The following is a 19,289-nucleotide window of genomic DNA, read 5'->3' on the forward strand; positions in this document are numbered from 1 at the left end:
GAACACGCCAAGGCCTGATGGCAGCGTTGGCTTACTGCTATCTGAGAACACGGAGAGAGGATTGGTTCCAGGCCCCTTGAAAACAAAGGGCCGGGAATCAGGAGGCATTCAGTTTTGAATCAACGCCTCGACCAGCTTGACCTGGCGGTCCAGCGTCGCACGGTCGCAGCTGCGCACGGTGGCGTGGCCAACCTTGCGACCGGCCTTGAAGGCCTTGCCGTAGTGATGCAGGTGGCAGTCATCGATGGCGATGACCTTGTCCACGGCGGGTACTTCACCGATGAAGTTCAGCATGGCGCTTTCACCGACCTTGGCGGTGGAACCCAATGGCAAGCCAGCAACCGCCCGCAGGTGGTTCTCGAACTGGCTGCATTCGGCGCCTTCGGTAGTCCAGTGCCCGGAGTTGTGTACACGCGGCGCGATTTCATTGGCCTTCAGGCCGCCATCGACTTCAAAGAACTCGAAAGCCAGAACGCCGACGTAATCAAGCTGCTTCAGGACGCGACCGACATAATCTTCGGCCAAAGCCTGCAACGGGTGATCGGTACTGGCGATGGAGATGCGCAGGATGCCGTTTTCGTGGGTATTGTGAACCAGCGGATAGAAGCGTGTTTCACCATCGCGGGCACGCACGGCAATCAACGAAACCTCACCGGTGAACGGAACGAAGCCTTCCAGCAGGCAAGGCACGCTGCCCAGTTCGGCAAAGGTATCGACCACATCGGCAGCTGTACGCAGGACTTTCTGGCCCTTGCCGTCGTAACCCAGGGTACGGGTTTTCAGCACGGCGGGCAGGCCGATGCTGGCGACAGCAGCGTCCAGGTCCGATTGCGACTGGATATCCGCGAACTCGGGCGTCGGAATGCCCAGGTCCTTGAACATGCTTTTCTCGAACCAGCGGTCACGAGCGATGCGCAAGGCCTCGGCGCTCGGATAGACCGGCACGAACTGCGACAGGAAAGCCACGGTTTCGGCTGGCACGCTTTCAAACTCGAACGTCACCAGATCGACCTCATCGGCCAACTGACGCAGGTGATCCAGATCGCCGTAATCGGCTCGCAGATGCTCACCCAACGCGGCAGCGCAAGCATCCGGTGCGGGGTCGAGAAAGGCAAAGTTCATACCCAGTGGCGTACCTGCCAGAGCCAACATGCGGCCCAACTGGCCGCCACCGATTACACCGATCTTCATGGAAAAACCTCAGGCGTGGCGCGGGTCTGGATTATCCAGCACGCTGTCTGTCTGCTCAGTACGGAATTTCTTCAGCACTGCATGGAATTGAGGATGCTTGGCGCCCAGGATACTGGCGGACAACAGAGCGGCGTTGATCGCTCCGGCCTTGCCAATGGCCAGGGTTGCGACAGGAATACCTGCCGGCATCTGCACAATGGACAGCAGGGAGTCGACGCCCGACAGCATCGAGGACTGCACCGGAACGCCAAGCACAGGCAGGTGCGTCTTGGCAGCACACATGCCAGGCAAGTGAGCAGCACCGCCAGCACCGGCGATGATCACTTCGATACCACGGCCTTCGGCTTCTTCAGCGTACTGAAAAAGCAGATCCGGCGTCCGGTGGGCAGACACCACCTTGACTTCATAAGGGATGCCGAGCTTTTCCAGCATATCGGCGGTGTGGCTAAGGGTGGACCAATCGGACTTGGAGCCCATGATCACGCCAACCAGTGCGCTCATCGTCGTGCCTCTCATCGGGCGCCCGCAGGCGCATCAAAAAACAACAAGCCACGCGGGAGGACCGGCGTGGCTTGTTGTACGAATAATGGCCGATTCAACCGGCCAAAGGCCGCGCAGTATACCTCAAAGCGCAAGGATGACAGCCCCCCTGACGACCATCTGCACACGGACCTTGCCGACAGCCTGCAAAGCAGCCCCGTGAATGACAAATCTGCCGCAGAAATTCCTACAGATTGCGTCCGTGCCCTACTACCTCTCTCGAAGTAAAAGCCAACTGACAACCCCTCAACACTTCCTGTTACCTCTTTAACTCACCCACTTGATGAACGACACGTTTCATTCTGGAAAACATTGCAACTCTGTTAATGGATTAACTTATATGAAAATGAATTTCAAAAAACTCTCGGCCCTGATTGGTGCATTGCTGTTAATAAACTTTCTGTCTGCCTGCGCCAGTGAAGCCCAGGAAAAGCGCCCATTGTTCCTGTATGTATTCCTGCATGACGACATACCGGCTTCCGAACGGGCCAACATAAAAAGTGATTACTTTTCATGGATGATCAAGGACCTCGAAAGCTTTACGGGCCGCAGGGTCTATCTCGATATCATCGAGAAAAAATCAGCGCTGAGCGGCTTTCGCTATCAGACCACTGACCTGCAAAGGGGTAAACAGGAATGGGATCGACTCGTGGAACGTCATATTCAGGAAAACAATCTGCCCCTGAACGGAACAACCAAATACCTGCTCTTGACCCGCCACCCCATCAACGAAAAAACACTGGGTTATACCCGCGAGAGGCACTATTCAGCGATAGCCTCCATCAAGACCTATACCACCGCCGCCCATGAGATAGGCCACATGCTGGGCGGAACTCATGAACACTCGGAAGTATTATTCAGGGGTGGCTGGTGGTGTGAAACCAATATAACGCCCACTCGCGAAAAGATAAGGTCCAATTGTTATATCTACAGCGACAGGAACAAGAAGACCATCGCCGAGCATTTGAGCGCATTCCCGTAAGGCCGGGTACTGCCTGCAAGGTCATCCGGCGCGGCGTAGCCTTCATTGGGCAGCGCCGCCCTCCAGCTTGCGCCATAACAATCGGACATTGGCCTTGCGCACCAGGGCGCAGCGGTACAGACGAATCTCCAGCGGGACATGCCAGTGCGGCCCGCCGCACACCACCAGTTCGCCACGCTCCAGCTCGGCCCGCACGCTCAAATGCGGCACCCAGGCGATCCCCAATCCTTCGAGCGCCATGCCTTTCAGGCTGTCGGCCATTGCCGTTTCATAAACCGTGGTGAAACGCAGATTGCGCTGGCGCAGCAACAGATTCACCGAACGCCCCAGAAAGGCACCGGCGCTGTAAGCCAGCAGTGGCACGCTGTTTTCGCCTTCCATATCGAAAAGCGGCTGACCATTGGCGTCCGCAGCGCAGACCGGCAGCATTTCGGTGTGCCCCAGATGCAATGAAGGGAAGATCTCCGCATCCATCTGCAAGGCTGCATCCGGGTCATAGAATGCCAACATCAGGTCACAGCCACCTTCACGCAACGCATGCACCGCATCGCCCACGTTGGTTGCCACCAGCCGGGTCGCAATGTTCAAGCCATCATTGCGCAACTGGGCGATCCAGCGGGGAAAGAATCCAAGCGCCAGAGAGTGCGCCGCCGCCACCTGGATGACTTCGCCCTGCCCGCCTTCAAGATGATGCAGATGGCGAACCACTTCACCCAACTGCTCGACGACCGTGCGCGCCGTCACCAGAAACAACTGCCCGGCTGCCGTCAGTTCGACAGGGGTTCGCGAGCGGTTGACCAGTGTCAGCCCAAGCGCCGACTCCAGGCTGCGGATACGACGGCTGAATGCCGGTTGCGTCACGAAGCGACGCTCAGCTGCCTGGGAAAAACTGCGGGTGGCAGCCAGGGCACTGAAATCTTCCAGCCATTTGCTTTCCAGGTTCATTACGTCCTCCCGGACATTCGGGACATGAATGAAAGAAATTCGGTTGGAGCGAATTTATTCGCGAGAGGCCCGCATACACGAAGAAGATGCATCGCCTTCAATGACGTCTCGCGGATAAATCCGCTCCTGCTGCGCAACGTCCAGACAGGACATGCCCCCTTTAACCGGGACATTCACTCTGCACCTGCCAATTCATTCTGCCGCGCAATTTGCCAGATAACGTCGCCTCTGCGACAAAAACAATTACAAGTGCGACATTTTGTCCTGTTTACGTACAAAGAGAAACCCACGTCACATTCACATTATGCCGTTATTGCATAGGGCAGCGTTTAACAGCATTGGTCAATTTCAAGCTCAAACCCCAACATTCGGGGCGTTCCGGCATTGTTGTGCCTTATTTGAGACGATCTCTATCATGTCCTCGCCTGCATCACTGCGCATCGAAAAAGACCTGCTTGGTGTTCTCGAAGTACCTGCTCACGCTTACTACGGTATCCAGACCCTGCGAGCAGTGAACAACTTCCACCTCTCCGGCGTTCCGCTTTCGCACTACCCGAAACTGGTCGTTGGACTGGCAATGGTCAAGCAGGCGGCAGCTGATGCAAACCACACGCTCGGACACCTCAGCGATGCCAAGCACGCTGCCATCAGCGAAGCTTGCGCACGTTTGATTCGCGGCGACTTCCACGATCAGTTCGTCGTCGACATGATCCAGGGCGGCGCTGGCACTTCAACCAACATGAATGCCAACGAAGTCATCGCCAACATCGCTCTTGAAGCCATGGGCTTCGAGAAAGGCGAATACAAGCATCTGCACCCGAACAACGACGTGAACATGGCTCAGTCGACCAACGACGCATACCCGACGGCAATCCGTCTGGGCCTGCTGTTGGGTCATGACGCCATGCTCGCAAGCCTCGAAAGCCTGATCCAGTCTTTCGCAGCCAAAGGCGAAGAATTCAACCACGTACTGAAAATGGGCCGTACCCAGTTGCAGGACGCGGTTCCAATGACCCTGGGTCAGGAATTCCGTGCCTTCGCCACAACCTTGACCGAAGACCTGAACCGCCTGCGTACTCTGGCTCCTGAACTGCTGACCGAAGTGAACCTGGGCGGTACCGCCATCGGTACCGGCATCAACGCCGACCCTGGCTATCAGAAGCTGGCGGTTGAACGTCTGGCGACCATCAGCGGCCATCCACTGGTTCCAGCCGCCGACCTGATCGAAGCGACTTCCGACATGGGCGCCTTCGTCCTGTTCTCCGGCATGCTCAAGCGTACCGCAGTCAAACTGTCGAAGATCTGCAACGACCTGCGCCTGCTGTCCAGCGGCCCACGCACCGGCATCAATGAAATCAACCTGCCAGCGCGTCAGCCAGGCAGCTCGATCATGCCAGGCAAGGTCAACCCGGTCATTCCGGAAGCCGTCAACCAGGTTGCCTTTGAAATCATCGGCAACGACCTGGCCCTGACCATGGCAGCCGAAGGCGGCCAGTTGCAGCTCAACGTCATGGAGCCGCTGATCGCCTACAAGATTTTCGACTCGATCCGCCTGCTGCAACGCGCCATGGACATGTTGCGCGAGCACTGCATCGTCGGCATCACCGCCAACGAACAACGCTGCCGTGAACTGGTCGAGCACTCGATCGGTCTGGTCACTGCACTGAACCCTTACATCGGTTACGAAAACTCGACCCGTATCGCCCGCATTGCCCTGGAAAGTGGCCGCGGTGTACTGGAACTGGTCCGTGAAGAAGGCTTGCTGGATGACGCGATGCTCAATGACATCCTGCGTCCGGAAAACATGATTGCTCCGCGTCTGGCGCCACTGAAGGCCTGACCGAAAATGCCTTGCGTAACATGCTCACCAGGTTGAGGGCCTAGACACCCCTCACCTTTTGGGGGTCTGGGAGTGATTCTCCAGACCCTTTTTTTTGCCTGCTTGCTGACGACCAATAATAAGGAGTTTGGGCAGCTGAAAACCCCGTTTTTGCTGAGGTCCTGGCAAAGACATTCGTTTCGCACCGCAAATGAAGATTCAGTTACACAACAAAGCGGCTACAGACGTAAAAACTTTGCACCGGTATAGTGCGCCCCCTCAAAAGTAGCGAGGAATAACAAAAATGTTGGAAATGATTAACGACTTCCTCTCGGGAAAGGTCCTCATCGTCCTTATCGTAGGCCTTGGTGGTTACTTCACGATCCGCTCGCGTTTCGTTCAGTTTCGTCACTTCTTTCACATGTTCGCGGTGTTTCGCGACAGCTTGCGTAGCAGCTCGGGTCAACTGAGTTCGTTCCAGGCCCTGATGCTCAGCCTTGCGGGCCGCGTCGGAGCAGGCAACATCGCAGGTGTCGGCCTTGCCGTGACACTGGGCGGTCCAGGCGCAGTGTTCTGGATGTGGGTTACCGCGCTGGTCGGCATGTCCAGCAGCTTCATCGAGTGTTCTCTCGCTCAGCTCTACAAACGCAAGGACTCCGAAGGCCAGTTCCGCGGCGGTCCATCGTTCTACATCCAGCATGGTCTGGGCAAACGCTGGCTGGGTATGGTCATGGCGGTCTTGCTGATCATGACTTTCGGTCTCTCCTTCAACGGCCTGCAATCCCACGCCGTGACCGACTCGCTCAACAGCGCATTCGGCGTAGACCAGATGACCACCGGCATCTGCCTGGTCGTGCTGCTGGGCCTGGCGTTCATCGGTGGCATCAAGCGTATCGCTGCCATTTCCGACCTGCTGGTACCGGTCAAGACCCTGGCCTACATCGCGGTTACCATCTACGTCATCGCCATTCAGATCGACCACGTTCCAGGCATGCTGCTGACCATCGTCAAAAGCGCCTTCGGTCTTGACCCGGTGTTTGGCGGCCTGATCGGCAGCGCAATCGTGATGGGCGTGAAACGTGGCGTCTTCGCCAACGAAGCCGGTCTGGGCAGTGCCCCGAACGTTGCCGCCGTTGCACAGGTCGAGCACCCGGTTGCCCAAGGCGTGGTTCAGGCGTTCAGCGTATTCCTCGACACCTTCCTGATCTGCACCTGCACCGCCTTGCTGATCCTGCTGTCCGGTATCTATGACGTAGGCTACAGCGGCAACGGTATCGTTCTGGCGCAGAACTCTCTGGCAGCCGTAGTGGGCGACTGGGGTCGGATCTTCATCAGCGTTGCGCTGGCACTGTTCGTATTCACCTCGATCCTCTACAACTACTACCTGGGCGAAAACAGCCTGCGCTTCCTGGTAGGCGAGAAGATCCAGGCCATCGTCGGCTTCCGCATCGTGGTTCTGGCTCTGATCTTCTGGGGCGCAGTGGTTGACCTCAAGACGGTGTTTGCCTTCGCCGACATCGCCATGACCCTGCTGGCCTTCGTCAACCTGATCGCCCTGGCCCTGCTGTTCAAGGTCGCCATGCGCATCCTGCGTGACTACGATGAGCAGCGTAAGGCAGGCATCAAGGTTCCGGTCTTCGATTCCAGCAAGTTCCCGGATCTGGATCTGGACCGCAACGCATGGCCTGCCAACCCGACGCAACAGCCTCAAGCTGGCGTTGACGCAGCAGCCAAGCCTGTTTCACAAGCAAACTGACAACCGAAATGCCGCAGGAGAGAACCATGACTCATGATGCACCCCAACCCGCTCAGCGAGTGATGGTTCTTTACACCGGCGGCACCATCGGCATGCAAGCCAGCGCCAATGGCCTGGCTCCAGCGTCCGGTTTCGAGGCAAGGATGGCCGGGCAACTGGCCGAATTGCCTGAACTGGTCGTGCCGCAGTGGCGTTTTCGCGAGATGTCACCTCTGATCGACAGCGCCAACATGACGCCCGATTACTGGTTACGCCTGCGCGAAGCGGTGATCGAAGCCGTGGATGTGGATGGCTGTGACTCGGTGCTGGTGCTGCATGGCACCGACACTCTGGCCTACAGCGCTGCCGCAACGAGCTTCCAGTTGCTGGGACTCAATGCACCAGTGGTTTTCACCGGCTCCATGCTCCCGGCCGGCGTTCCCGACAGCGATGCCTGGGAAAACGTCAACGGCGCCCTGCTGGCACTGGGTTCGGGTTTGTCGTCGGGCGTTCACCTGTACTTCCACGGTGAACTGCTGGCGCCAACCCGTTGTGCGAAGATCCGCAGCTTCGGTCGTCATCCGTTCGCACCTCTGCAACGCTCGCGTGGCGGCCAGGCTGTCTCGTCATTGCCTGAGGCGCTGGATTATCGCCAACCCAAGACGCTGGCAAATGTCGCGGCATTGCCACTGTTTCCCGGTATCGGGGCAGCGCAGATCGATGGCCTGATCGACAGCGGCATCAAAGGTCTGGTGCTTGAATGCTACGGCAGCGGCACCGGCCCGAGCGATAATCCGGCGTTCCTTGCCAGCCTGGAGCGTGCACAACAACAGGGCATTTGCGTGGTTGCGATCACTCAATGTCATGAAGGCGGTGTCGAACTGGACGTCTACGAAGCAGGCAGCCGTCTGCGCGGCGTGGGCGTTCTTTCCGGTGGCGGCATGACCCGCGAAGCAGCGCTTGGCAAACTGCATGCGCTGCTGGGTGCTGGTTTGAAGATTGAAGAAGTCCGGCGTCTGGTCGAGCTGGATCTGTGTGGAGAGCTGCGTTAAGCAGCTCATCACCACAGCAGGACCTAAAAGGTAGCAGCACTGCTACCTTTTTCATTTGCAACAAACACGGTATTCCCTCCTTCCTGCCACTTGATGACCTTGTTCGGGTCAGCCTCGCTGCGCACGATGCATTTCCACTCATAGCGGGTATTGTCGGCAAGCCGGATCTGCCCTTTCCATACGGGATACTGGCTCACATCACTCAGGCGCACGGCCCGTGCGGGGTTCCACTCCCCCAGCTCGAAGCCCGACCCCACGACATAAACGCCCTCGCCGACCTGGGTCTCGCCCTTGTCGCAGCGAAACTGCACATCAACCCCTTTGGCCTGCCAGATCCGTATGGCACCGTTGTCGCCTGCCACCAATGCCTGGCTGAAACTGCCCGGCACACTTTCGCTCTTGAGGTTGGAGCCCAGCGCAACCAGCAGCATCTGTTGCGAGCCTGTCACTTCGGCAACCAGCCCCGAATAGTTGTCCAGAAAGCTGATCGCTGAATCGGCCTTGATACCCGCTGTACGGCGTATCTCTATCAACTGGCGCAGCAGTTGGCCACGTGGCCAGTCATACATGTCCGGCCAGTACACCGTTGGCGTTCCGGGGCTGCTGAGAATGTAGGCATAGGCCTGATCCCGAAGGTTTTCAGGCAAGGACCAGTGATGCTGGCCGCCGTTGGCTCCCGGCGAATAACCGGTGTCATGGTTATCCACAAAGGTCATGGCTGCCGCACGCCATGCAGGGTCGGGATTGCCGTTGAGGCCGTATCGCCATTCGGCGAGCCCCGCGTTTTGCATACGCTCCTTGAGTGCAAAGTCGAATACCGTGCAATGCGCCTGATCGGACCAGACTTTCAGGCCGTCCTGCCAAGTGGCGTTATGTCGCCAGTCGTTGGCGGGATATTCGTTCGGCGCCTTCCAGAGTTCCCCCACGCAGAACTGCTGGTCACCGAAGGCTTTCATCCAGTTATCCACAGTCGTCGCACTGTAGCCTTTTACAAAGTCGAAACGCAGGCCGTCGGCGGAGTAGTTGTCACGCAGGTTCAGGAACTCGCTCTTGAAGAGGTTGAACACTTCAGGCTTTTGCGTATTGAGATCGGCATCACCGCCCATGAACGGATCGCCGTCGTCACACTGGGCGCAACCATAGCGCCAACCCGTCTTGTCGCTCAGGGTCTCCTTGAGCGCAGGCCCGACATGCTGGCGGTCCATATGGTTGGGCACCACGTCATAAATCACTTTGACGCTGGCAGCGCTCAACGCATCGACCGCCTGCTTGAGTTCGGTATCGCTGCCATAGGCGCTGTTCTTGTCGAAGTCTTGCCAGAAATACCCCTCGCCACCACCTGAAGCACCACTCCCCGGATCGCTCCAGCGCGAAGTGTCACGCCAGGGCACAGGCATCCAGACCGAGGTAAAACCGTCAGCCCGAATCTGCGGAGCCATTGTTTTCAACGTGCTGTACCAACTGCCAGGGCTCGAACGGCTGGAGTTCCAGTGAAACCCTTGCAACACGATTTCATCATTGCCGTCGTTGCGCGTGCCCTGAAGGGTATTGCCGCGAAGGTCATCTGCACTGGCGGCCTGCGTCACCAACAGCAGGATTGAAAGCGCACCGAGCCTCAAGAGCTTCATGGCGATACTCCTCGGGAAGAAGGAAGTTATCGCTAGAGTAGGCCCGGCCCGGACGCCTGTAACCTGATAGAACTGACAGAACGTACTTTCAATTCGTTACGGAAAAGCTCTTGTTTATTCCTGTAGCCGACGTGCCATCCTGACTTTGCGCCTCGGCATCGCGAAGCATCGAATCCAGATTTCGTTCGATGTTCTCGCACAGCGCGACCATCTGGATTTCGTGCTCGCTGGCGCGAAACGGGCTTTGCAGGTCGGTGCCGATTTTTTCGATGGCCAGCAGCATGAAGCCCACCACTGTAGACGCCAATGGCGTGAACCAGCCCAGGGTTTCGACCAGCCCTATGGGCACGATCACGCAGAACAGGGTGATGAACAGCCTGGGGAATGCCACATAGGGATAAGGCAACGGCGTATTGGCGATACGTTCCATACCGCCCTGGCAGTTGGAAAGATCCACCATTGTCGACTCAAGACGAGCGAGGCGAATGCTGTCCAGACGGCCCGCCTTATACTCCTTGGCAATCAGTGCAGCGGAGGCATTGAGCAGGTCATTGGGGAAGTTATTGGTGTCCTGACGGCGCTCGAATTCCTCACGGGAAATCAACGCCTGCACATCGGCCTTGGTGATATCGCCCTTCAAGTGCGCCGACAGGGATTTCACGTAGGCCACGTGCCGGCGCAGCAGCAGCGCCTTGACCGGGTTGATACCGTCTTCATCCTCAATCAGCGTCAGCACCTGACGCGCGAAGCTGCGGGAGCTGTTGACCAGCGCACCCCACAAGGTCCGGGCTTCCCACCAACGGTTATAGGCGCTGGAGTTACGGAAACTGATCAAGACCACCAGCGCCGAACCCAGCAGGGTAAGGGGCATGGACGGCAGCGTGACCTTACGCTCCAGGTACAACATGAAGTCGACCGTGACAATCACATCCCAGATCAGCAGCCAGAAGAGCGACCACCCTACATAACCAAATGTCCTGCTCAGAAATCGAAACCTCTCCATGATCGCCTGCTGCAAAGCATCACCTCATCGATAAACGTGCGGGACTGCAAAGTTTCCCACCACTGCGCAAGGTTTGAATGCCACGGGCTCAGATGGTTCGTTTTTATCCGATCTCGAATATTTCCGTGCATACCGTGTGGAAGCGCCCCCCCTACCGCCAGACCTGACGCAATCTCTCCAGCGCATCGGCAATAGCGTCCTCTGGCACGCCTGCAAACCCCAGGACCAGTCCGGCACGGTTATCCACAGGCTCGGTGGAGTCCGGCAACCAATAACTGCTCAATGCCGTGATCTCGACTCCGACACTCTCGGCCTTTTCGATCAACTCCCGCTCACGGGTGAGGCTGTCCACTCTGACCGTGACATGCAGACCGGCCACGACTTTAGGCATCGCGCCACAGCCCGGAATATTCTCCGGCCAGCCCGCCAGCAGTGCATCACGACGGCTCAAGGCAGCGCGACGCATGCGGCGGATATGCCGTTGAAAGTGACCAGTGGCGATAAATTGCGCCATCACCATCTGGGTGCTGACCTCGGAGTGACGCATATCCACACCCCGACGCTGGCTGAACGGCTTGACCAGCCCCAAGGGCAAGACCAGATACCCCAGACGCAATGCCGGGAAAACCACCTTGCCGAAAGTACCGACATACAGAACCCGCCCTTCCCCATCCAGCGCCGCCAATGGTGCCAAAGGCGCGCCGCTATAGCGGTACTCGCCGTCGTAGTCGTCTTCGACAATCCAGCCCTGGGTCTTTTTTGCCCAGGCCAGCAATTCCAGGCGGCGAGCGAGGCTCATGACCACACCGGTCGGGTATTGGTGGGATGGCGTGACGTAAGCCAGCTTACAGTCGGTGTGTTCCAGATCCGCACAGCGCATGCCCTCCTCATCGACGGCAATGCCCTTCAACCTGCCTCCCGCAACGGCAAAGGCATGACCTGCCGCCCGATAGCCAGGGTTTTCCACAGCCACACCGTCGCCAGCCTCCAACAGCAACTGTGCACAAAGGCTGATTGCCTGCTGTGCGCCACTGGTGATCACTATTTGTTCAGCCGAGCAATGCAGCCCGCGAGAAGAACGCAAATACAAGGCAACCAGCTCTCTAAGACGCCACTCTCCTGCTGCCTCGCCATAGCCCAGAAGCTGGAGGTCCGGCTTGCGCCAAAAAGCCGCATGCAGCTTGCCCCATATGGCAAAGGGAAAAAGATCGAAAGCCGGTACGCCCACTCGAAATGTGCGTGGCGCGCCCTTGATGGGAACATTCAGATGATGCTTTTGCAGAAGCTCCAACGCCGAGCTGTGGATAACTTGATCGGGTACTTCCTGAGGGTTTTCGGCGGGAAATGTGGATAAACCTGTGCGTAACCTTGTTGATAAGCCTGTGGGTAGTTCAGTGGATAATTTTTTCACAGGCGAACGTTCAACAGGCACCGCCTTATCGGGTAACCGGGCGACGTAAGTCCCATCACCGATGCGGCCTTCGATAAATCCTTCGGCATACAGTTGATCGTAGGCACGCATCACGCTGTTGCGGGAAATAGACAACGACTGCGCCAGATCACGGCTGGCAGGCAAACGTGTGCCACTGGCAAGACCGCCATCGAGAATCCGCTGGCGCAAGACCTGATAAAGCTGCCGACTCAAGCCCCTGCGCCGATCCAGTTCGATACCGGCGAGGTTCAAAGGAAACGCGGGAGAGCCTGAAAGCATGGAATTGGTCCTATGAAATCTATCGGTAATGGCTCTTACAAGGAACCAATAGCTTGCCTAGGATTTAGCCATTAACCAAGGACATTGCCATGTACACGCCCAAAGCCTTCAGTGAGAACGACACGCTTGAGTTGCACGAGTTGATGGAGCAAACCCGCCTGGCGATTCTTGTCACCCAGGGCGAAGGCGGTTTGCAGGCCACTCATCTGCCGCTGTTGCTGCGCCGTGATCAAGGCCCCAACGGCACGCTTTACGGCCACCTGGCCAAAGCCAACCCCCAGTGGCAGGCGCTCGAAAACCTGACTGAAGCCATGGTGATATTCCCCGGTGGCGATGCCTATGTGAGCCCGTCCTTCTACCCGAGCAAGGCCGAACACGAGAAAGTCGTACCGACCTGGAATTACCTCGCGGTTCACGCCTATGGCCAGGCCGAAGTCTTCACCGATGCCCAGCGCCTGCACCAACTGGTTGGCAGCCTCACCGACAAGCATGAGTCCCGCCGTGCGCAGCCGTGGTCCATCAATGATGCACCGGCCGAGTACATCGAAAAGATGCTGGGCGCGATTGTCGGTTTCGCCCTGCCCATCGAGCGCTTGCAGGGCAAGCGCAAACTCAGCCAGAACCGCAGCGCCCCGGACATTGCAGGCGTGCGCGACGGCCTGGCTGCCAGCCTTGATCCGAAAGACCAGGAAATCGCTCGCTTGATGAGCTGAAGGAGAGAGTCATGACCGCTGTTCAAATCCGTCCCGTAACTGCCGACGATCACGGCGCATGGCTGCCGTTGTGGCAGGCCTATCTGCGCTTCTACAAGACTGAACTGGCCGATGACGTCAGTGACGTTACCTGGCAACGTATCCTGGACCCCGCCGAAACCACCAACTCGGCCTTGGCGTGGCTGGATGGCAAAGCCGTCGGTATGGTGAACTTCATCTACCACCGCTCCAACTGGAGCATCAAGAATGCCTGTTATCTACAGGACTTGATCGTGGCCCCCGAACAACGCGGTACCGGTATCGGCAGGCAATTGATCGAACATGTCTACGCTACAGCCAAGGCCAACGATTGCGACAAAGTACATTGGCTGACCCACGAAACCAACGCCACGGCCATTCAGCTTTACGAACGCATCGCCGAACGCGGCGGCTACATTCAATTTCGCAAGGCCCTTTGAGGCAGGAAGTCTGCTCATGTACGACACCCAACTCCACTGGCAGCCCGCGATACTTCCCGGCAGCAAGACTCTGGAAGGCCGCTTCATTCGCCTGGAAAAACTCGACCCGGCCCGCCATGGCGACGATCTCTGGCTTGCGCTCAATGGGCCGGACTCCGACCCGAAACTCTGGGATTACCTGCCTTATGGGCCGTTCAGCGAACGCGAGGCTTTCGACGTCTGGCTGGAGCGACATGCCAAGGACACTGACCCATGGTTCTACAGCGTGGTCGATCAGGCCACAGGCGTGACCGAAGGCGTGATCAGCCTGATGTCCATCGTCGCTGCTCATGGCCGGATAGAAATAGGTCATGTGACCTTTGGTGCCAGCATGCAACGCACCCCAAAAGGCACAGAAGCCATCTACTTGCTGGCCCGGGAAGCCTTTGCTCTGGGCAACCGCCGGCTGGAGTGGAAATGCAACGCCAATAACGCCCGCTCCCGGCGTGCGGCAGATCGCTTCGGCTTCAGCTACGAAGGGCTCTTTCGCCAGCATATGGTGACCAAGGACGTGAACCGCGATACCGCGTGGTATTCGATCATCGACAACGAATGGCCTGAACTGCAAAAGGCTTTCGAGGCCTGGCTGGCTGTGGATAACTTCAAGGATGGGCAGCAGATCAAGGGGCTGGAAGCGTTTCGCGGATGACCGGGAAATAAAAAAGGGGAGCCACATGTGCTCCCCCGAGGAAAATCATTGATCCGCGAAATGGCCTTTCGAGAATGAATTCGCTCCTACAGCGTTGCTGTCATTCGATCTCGACCAGGATCTCGCCAGGGTTGACCCGATCACCTTTGGCGACATGAATGGCGACCACCTTGCCGGCGATGGACGCCTGGACCTCGGTTTCCATTTTCATCGCTTCGGTGATCAGCACAGCCTGACCGGCCTTGACCGTATCGCCTTCCTTGACCAGCACATCGACAATGTTGCCTGGCATGGTGGTGCTGACATGGCCCGGTGCATGGGCTTGTTTGCGCTTGCTGGCTCCGCCGCCGACAAATTCGTTGAGCGGCTCGAACACCACTTCTTCCGGCATGCCGTCGATGGACAGATAGAAGTGGCGCTTGCCCTCCGCCTTGACGCCCACACCAGTGATATCCACACGGTAGGTTTCGCCGTGAACATCGATCACGAACTCGGTCGGTACGCCTTCTCCGCCCGCCTTGCCTACGCTGCCCGCTTCAGGAATCGGCAACAGCTCTTCAGGTTTCAGAGTCCCCGCAGCGCGCTCTTCGAGGAACTTGCGGCCAATGTCAGGGAACATGGCGTAAGTCAGCACGTCCTCTTCGGATTGCGCAAGATCACCGACCTCGCCACGAAGCTTGGTCATTTCCGGTTTGAGCAGATCGGCCGGGCGCACATCGATCAGGTCCTCGTTGCCGATGGCCTGACGACGCAGCCTGGCATCCACTTCACCCGGCGCCTTGCCGTAGCCGCCTTGCAGGTACAGCTTCACTTCGTTGGTGATGGTCTTGTAACGCTCGCCTGCCAGCACGTTGAAGAACGCCTGGGTACCAACGATCTGGGAAGTCGGTGTCACCAGCGGTGGATAACCCAGATCCTTGCGGACACGCGGGATCTCGGCCAGCACTTCGCCCATACGGCTGAGAGCCCCCTGCTCCTTGAGCTGGTTGGCCAGGTTGGAAATCATGCCGCCCGGCACCTGATTGACCTGCACGCGGGTGTCGACCGCCGTGAACTCGCTCTCGAACTGGTGGTACTTCTTGCGCACGGCATAGAAGTACAGGCCGATTTCCTGCAGCAGCTCCAGATCCAGACCAGTGTCGAACTCGCTGCCCTTGAGGGCGGCAACCATGGATTCAGTACCCGGATGGCTAGTGCCCCAGGCAAAGCTGGAGATGGCCGTGTCGATATGGTCGGCCCCGTTTTCGACAGCCTTGAGCTGACACATGGCCGCCAGGCCAGCGGTGTCATGGGAGTGGATAAAGACCGGCAGCGATTGCTCAGCCTTCAATGCCTTGACCAGTTCGCCCGTGGCGTAAGGAGTCAACAGACCGGCCATGTCCTTGATAGCCACCGAGTCGCAACCCATGGCTTCCATCTGCCGCGCCTGCTCCACGAAAGCGCTGATGGTGTGGACCGGGCTGGTGGTGTAAGCGATGGTGCCCTGGGCATGCTTGCCCGCCGCTTTCACCGCTTCGATGGCGACCTTCAGGTTACGCACATCGTTCATGGCGTCGAAGATACGGAACACATCGATACCGTTTTCCGCCGCCTTGGCGACAAACGCCTTCACCACGTCATCGCTGTAGTGGCGGTACCCCAGCAGGTTCTGGCCGCGCAGCAGCATTTGCAGACGAGTGTTGGGCAAGGCCACACGCAACTGGCGCAGGCGCTCCCACGGGTCTTCCTTCAGAAACCGCACACAAGCATCAAAGGTCGCACCGCCCCACACTTCCAGCGACCAGTAGCCGACCTTGTCGAGCTTGTCGCAGATCGGCAGCATGTCTTCGGTACGCATGCGGGTCGCCAGCAACGATTGGTGAGCGTCGCGCAGGATGGTGTCGGTGACAAAGATTTTCTTAGGCATGTTGGGGCTCCTTATAGCTGCAAGTTGCAAGCTACAAGCCTCAAGAAAAAGCCGATTCGCTCTTCCTTGTAGCTTGTCACTTGCAACTTGCCGCTCAATTTTTTACAACCCTGCGTGGGCGGCGATGGCGGCAGCGATGGCCAGGGCCAACTCTTCGGGTTTGCGCTTGATCGAGTAATTGGTCAGTTCAGGGTGGCTTTCAACGAAGCTGGTGTTGAACTGGCCGCTGCGAAATTCCGGGTTGCGCAGGATTTCCTGATAATAGGCAGCCGTGGTCTTCACGCCCTGCAGGCGCATGTCGTCCAGCGCACGCAGGCCGCGGTCCATCGCTTCTTCCCAGGTCAGCGCCCAGACGATCAGTTTCAGGCACATCGAGTCATAGAACGGCGGGATCGTGTAACCGGTGTAGATCGCCGTATCCGTCCGCACGCCAGGCCCGCCGGGCGCGTAATAGCGAGTGATCTTGCCGAAACTGGGCAGGAAGTTGTTTTTCGGGTCTTCAGCATTGATCCGGAATTGCAGGGCAAAACCACGATGAATAATGTCTTCCTGCTTGATCGACAGCGGCAGACCGGACGCGATGCGGATCTGCTCGCGAACGATATCGATGCCGGTAATCTCTTCGGTGATGGTGTGCTCCACCTGAACCCGGGTGTTCATCTCCATGAAATACACCTCGCCATCGGCGAGCAGGAACTCCACGGTACCGGCATTCTCGTAACCCACTGCCTTGGCGGCACGCACTGACAGATCACCGATATAGGCACGCTGTTCGGGGGTCAGTTGCGGGCTGGGTGCGATTTCGATCAGCTTCTGGTTACGCCGCTGGATGGAGCAGTCGCGCTCGAACAGATGCACGACATTGCCGAAGCTGTCGCCGAGAATCTGCGCCTCGATGTGCTTGGGATTGACGATGCACTTTTCCAGGAAGACTTCCGCCGAGCCGAAAGCCTTGGTGGCTTCGGAGATCACCCGCGGGAAAGCCTGCTCCAGCTCGTCGCGGCTGTTGCAGCGGCGAATGCCACGGCCACCGCCACCGGAAGTCGCCTTGAGCATCACCGGATAACCGATGCGATCACCTTCAAGCAAGGCTTCCTGGATATCCGCGACGTTGCCTTCCGTACCCGGCGTGACCGGCACACCGGCTTTTATCATGCTGCGACGCGCTTCGGTCTTGTCGCCCATGCGGCGAATGACTTCTGCGGACGGACCGATGAACTTCACGCCGCGCTCGGCGCAGATTTCCGCCAGTTCGGCGTTTTCCGAGAGGAAGCCGTAGCCGGGATGCAGTGCGTCGCACCCGGTTTCCACTGCCAGGTTCACCAGCTTGCGCGGGTTCAGGTAACCGGCGAGAGGTTCAGCGCCAATGCTATAGGCTTCGTCGGCACGTTTGACATGTAAGGCATGGCGGTCGGCGTCCGAAAAGATCGCAACCGAGCGGATGCCCATTTCGGCGCATGCACGCACGATCCGGACGGCAATCTCTCCACGGTTGGCGATCAGGATTTTTGTTATCACTGGCATTTCCTCGACCATAAGGACAATCGAACCGGCAGAGCCGGTCGGCGCAAGGCCGCATGACGCAGTGTAGTTACTGTCTTTTTGTAACTGCGTATGTGGCTGAATGACGCAGGGACACCCTATGCCTGATCAGCGATTAATAAAAATGAGTAAAAATTGGGACAGGCATAAGCAAAAGCTTATAGTCAGCACTTCAGCCATTGGCAGGAGTTGTTGATCATGCGTAAGTCATTGATGCGTATGACATTGCGTCAGTTACGAATTTTCAATGAGGTGTGCGACCTGCGCTCCTACAGTCGCGCCGCCGAGGAAATGTCCCTCACTCAGCCGGCTGTCAGCCTGCAGATCCGACAGCTTGAAGAGCTGATCGGGCAGCCGCTGTTCGAGTATGTCGGCAAAAAACTCTACCTGACCGAAGCCGCCGAAGCGCTGCAACTGGCCAGCCGTGACATCTTCGGCCGCCTGGAAAGCCTGGATATGCAGCTTTCCGACATGCAGGGTTCATTGCAGGGCCAGTTGAAGCTGGCCATCGAGTCGAGCTGCAAATATTTCATCCCGCACGTGTTCGCAGCCTTCAAGCGCCAGCACCCGGAAGTCATCCTCAACCTGACCGTGGTCAACCGCGCCATGGTCATCCGGCGCCTGTCGGACAACCGCGACGATCTGGTGGTGATGTCCATGGTGCCGCAGGACATGGGCCTGGAGTTCCTGCCTTTTCTCAACAACCCGATTGTCGCCGTTGCGCCAGCGAGCCATCCGCTGTGTGATCGGGAGCAACTGAGCCTGAAAGACTTGGAGCCCTGGCCGCTGCTGATTCGCGAATCAGGGTCAGGAACACGAAGGGCCTGTGAGGAGTACTTCAAGGAAAAGCGCGTGCATTTCACCCAGACACAGGAAGTGTCATCCAGCGAAGCACAACGCGAATGCGTGGTCGCCGGGCTCGGGCTGGCGCTGCTGACCCGTCACGCCGTCAGCATGGAACTCGCCACCGGCGCCCTCAAGGAGCTGCCCGTGGCGGAGTTGCCGCTTTATCGCAGTTGGTGCGTGGTACAAGCCAGGGATAAACGCCTGTCTCCCGTCGCTCACGCCTTCCTTGCGTTCATCCGCACCGAACGTGCGCAGATCAGCCAGCTTGTCGAACGCTTCGACGGACGTCCTCGGACGGCTGGTTAGCCTGCCAGTGGTTGCCGGTCATGCTGTCCATGTAATCGCAGAGGTCCTGATTGAGCTGCCGCGCTTCGCAGTAGCTTTCAATCGCGCGACGAAACTCCATTCGGCGCTGGTCTTCCTGTTGACGACGAGTCTTGACGGTGCTGTTGGGTAAGTCATCGTAATGCCGAGCCATGTCCTGTCTCCCAATACGTTGCGGGAGTACAGAGTGGCGCGAGGGCATGACG

17 protein-coding genes are annotated in these 19,289 nt (G+C 58.1%); 8 read left to right on the forward strand and 9 right to left on the reverse strand.

Annotation, left to right across the window (positions count from 1 at the left end):
- Positions 1-108: 108 nt before the first annotated feature.
- Together JL015_RS20450 and purE are read right to left on the reverse strand one after the other, a co-directional pair.
- Positions 109-1,191 carry a 5-(carboxyamino)imidazole ribonucleotide synthase gene (locus JL015_RS20450; RefSeq protein WP_201001261.1) on the reverse strand — a complete coding sequence of 361 codons (1,083 nt, stop codon included), beginning with the start codon at positions 1,189-1,191 and terminating at the stop codon, positions 109-111.
- A gap of 9 nt (positions 1,192-1,200) precedes the next feature.
- Complete coding sequence (gene purE / locus JL015_RS20455; RefSeq protein ID WP_025262557.1) at positions 1,201-1,692, reverse strand: 5-(carboxyamino)imidazole ribonucleotide mutase; 492 nt, start codon at positions 1,690-1,692, stop codon at positions 1,201-1,203.
- Positions 1,693-2,014: 322 nt separating this feature from the next.
- Between purE and JL015_RS20460 the strand changes: the two genes are divergently transcribed.
- The gene (locus JL015_RS20460) at positions 2,015-2,713 is read left to right on the forward strand and encodes a hypothetical protein (protein ID WP_236250245.1); all 699 of its coding nucleotides are present in this window, start codon (positions 2,015-2,017) and stop codon (positions 2,711-2,713) included.
- Between the two features lie 42 nt (positions 2,714-2,755).
- Here JL015_RS20460 and JL015_RS20465 read toward each other — a convergent pair whose 3' ends face one another.
- Positions 2,756-3,658 (reverse strand): LysR substrate-binding domain-containing protein, encoded by a 903-nt coding sequence (locus tag JL015_RS20465; RefSeq protein ID WP_201001263.1) that lies wholly within the window; start codon positions 3,656-3,658, stop codon positions 2,756-2,758.
- 415 nt (positions 3,659-4,073) lie between these two features.
- Between JL015_RS20465 and aspA the strand changes: the two genes are divergently transcribed.
- The 3 genes from aspA (at position 4,074) to JL015_RS20480 (ending at position 8,264) form a co-directional block, all read left to right on the forward strand.
- Positions 4,074-5,498 (forward strand): aspartate ammonia-lyase, encoded by a 1,425-nt coding sequence (gene aspA, locus JL015_RS20470; RefSeq protein ID WP_201001264.1) that lies wholly within the window; start codon positions 4,074-4,076, stop codon positions 5,496-5,498.
- Positions 5,499-5,781: 283 nt separating this feature from the next.
- Entirely contained in the window at positions 5,782-7,233 is a 1,452-nt protein-coding gene (locus JL015_RS20475; RefSeq protein ID WP_201019724.1) for an alanine/glycine:cation symporter family protein, read from the forward strand.
- Between the two features lie 26 nt (positions 7,234-7,259).
- On the forward strand, positions 7,260-8,264 hold the full coding sequence (locus JL015_RS20480; protein WP_201019725.1) for an asparaginase: 1,005 nt from the start codon (positions 7,260-7,262) through the stop codon (positions 8,262-8,264).
- A 23-nt stretch (positions 8,265-8,287) separates the two neighbouring features.
- Here JL015_RS20480 and JL015_RS20485 read toward each other — a convergent pair whose 3' ends face one another.
- The 3 genes from JL015_RS20485 to pdxR all read right to left on the reverse strand — a co-directional run bounded on the left by JL015_RS20485 (position 8,288) and on the right by pdxR (position 12,606).
- The gene (locus JL015_RS20485) at positions 8,288-9,892 is read right to left on the reverse strand and encodes a glucan 1,4-alpha-maltotetraohydrolase domain-containing protein (RefSeq protein WP_201019726.1); all 1,605 of its coding nucleotides are present in this window, start codon (positions 9,890-9,892) and stop codon (positions 8,288-8,290) included.
- Positions 9,893-9,980: 88 nt separating this feature from the next.
- Positions 9,981-10,895 carry a bestrophin family protein gene (locus tag JL015_RS20490; RefSeq protein ID WP_201019727.1) on the reverse strand — a complete coding sequence of 305 codons (915 nt, stop codon included), beginning with the start codon at positions 10,893-10,895 and terminating at the stop codon, positions 9,981-9,983.
- Positions 10,896-11,046: 151 nt separating this feature from the next.
- On the reverse strand, positions 11,047-12,606 hold the full coding sequence (gene pdxR, locus JL015_RS20495) for a MocR-like pyridoxine biosynthesis transcription factor PdxR (protein WP_201019728.1): 1,560 nt from the start codon (positions 12,604-12,606) through the stop codon (positions 11,047-11,049).
- A gap of 89 nt (positions 12,607-12,695) precedes the next feature.
- Here pdxR and JL015_RS20500 point away from each other — a divergent pair, with 89 nt between their 5' ends.
- The 3 genes from JL015_RS20500 to JL015_RS20510 are packed head-to-tail and all read left to right on the forward strand — an operon-like array spanning position 12,696 to position 14,465.
- Positions 12,696-13,319 (forward strand): FMN-binding negative transcriptional regulator, encoded by a 624-nt coding sequence (locus JL015_RS20500; RefSeq protein WP_201019729.1) that lies wholly within the window; start codon positions 12,696-12,698, stop codon positions 13,317-13,319.
- Positions 13,320-13,330: 11 nt separating this feature from the next.
- Complete coding sequence (locus tag JL015_RS20505) at positions 13,331-13,777, forward strand: GNAT family N-acetyltransferase (RefSeq protein ID WP_201001277.1); 447 nt, start codon at positions 13,331-13,333, stop codon at positions 13,775-13,777.
- 16 nt (positions 13,778-13,793) lie between these two features.
- Positions 13,794-14,465 (forward strand): GNAT family N-acetyltransferase, encoded by a 672-nt coding sequence (locus JL015_RS20510; RefSeq protein ID WP_201019730.1) that lies wholly within the window; start codon positions 13,794-13,796, stop codon positions 14,463-14,465.
- A 100-nt stretch (positions 14,466-14,565) separates the two neighbouring features.
- Here the strand turns inward: JL015_RS20510 and oadA are convergent, their stop codons facing one another.
- Both oadA and JL015_RS20520 read right to left on the reverse strand, forming a co-directional pair.
- Positions 14,566-16,371 (reverse strand): sodium-extruding oxaloacetate decarboxylase subunit alpha, encoded by a 1,806-nt coding sequence (gene oadA, locus JL015_RS20515; RefSeq protein ID WP_201001281.1) that lies wholly within the window; start codon positions 16,369-16,371, stop codon positions 14,566-14,568.
- A 102-nt stretch (positions 16,372-16,473) separates the two neighbouring features.
- Positions 16,474-17,889 (reverse strand): acetyl-CoA carboxylase biotin carboxylase subunit, encoded by a 1,416-nt coding sequence (locus JL015_RS20520; RefSeq protein WP_201001283.1) that lies wholly within the window; start codon positions 17,887-17,889, stop codon positions 16,474-16,476.
- Between the two features lie 222 nt (positions 17,890-18,111).
- On the opposite strand from JL015_RS20520, the gene JL015_RS20525 reads away from it, so the two are divergent.
- Positions 18,112-19,065 (forward strand): LysR family transcriptional regulator, encoded by a 954-nt coding sequence (locus JL015_RS20525; RefSeq protein ID WP_201019731.1) that lies wholly within the window; start codon positions 18,112-18,114, stop codon positions 19,063-19,065.
- On the opposite strand, the gene JL015_RS20530 is transcribed toward JL015_RS20525, so the two are convergent.
- Positions 19,016-19,237 carry a PA3496 family putative envelope integrity protein gene (locus tag JL015_RS20530; protein WP_201019732.1) on the reverse strand — a complete coding sequence of 74 codons (222 nt, stop codon included), beginning with the start codon at positions 19,235-19,237 and terminating at the stop codon, positions 19,016-19,018. The two genes, JL015_RS20525 and JL015_RS20530, sit on opposite strands and share 50 nt — an antisense overlap.
- Positions 19,238-19,289 lie beyond the last annotated feature (52 nt).

It is taken from the genome of Pseudomonas cichorii, from assembly GCF_015471405.1.
GTDB classification, from domain to species: domain Bacteria; phylum Pseudomonadota; class Gammaproteobacteria; order Pseudomonadales; family Pseudomonadaceae; genus Aquipseudomonas; species Aquipseudomonas serbiensis.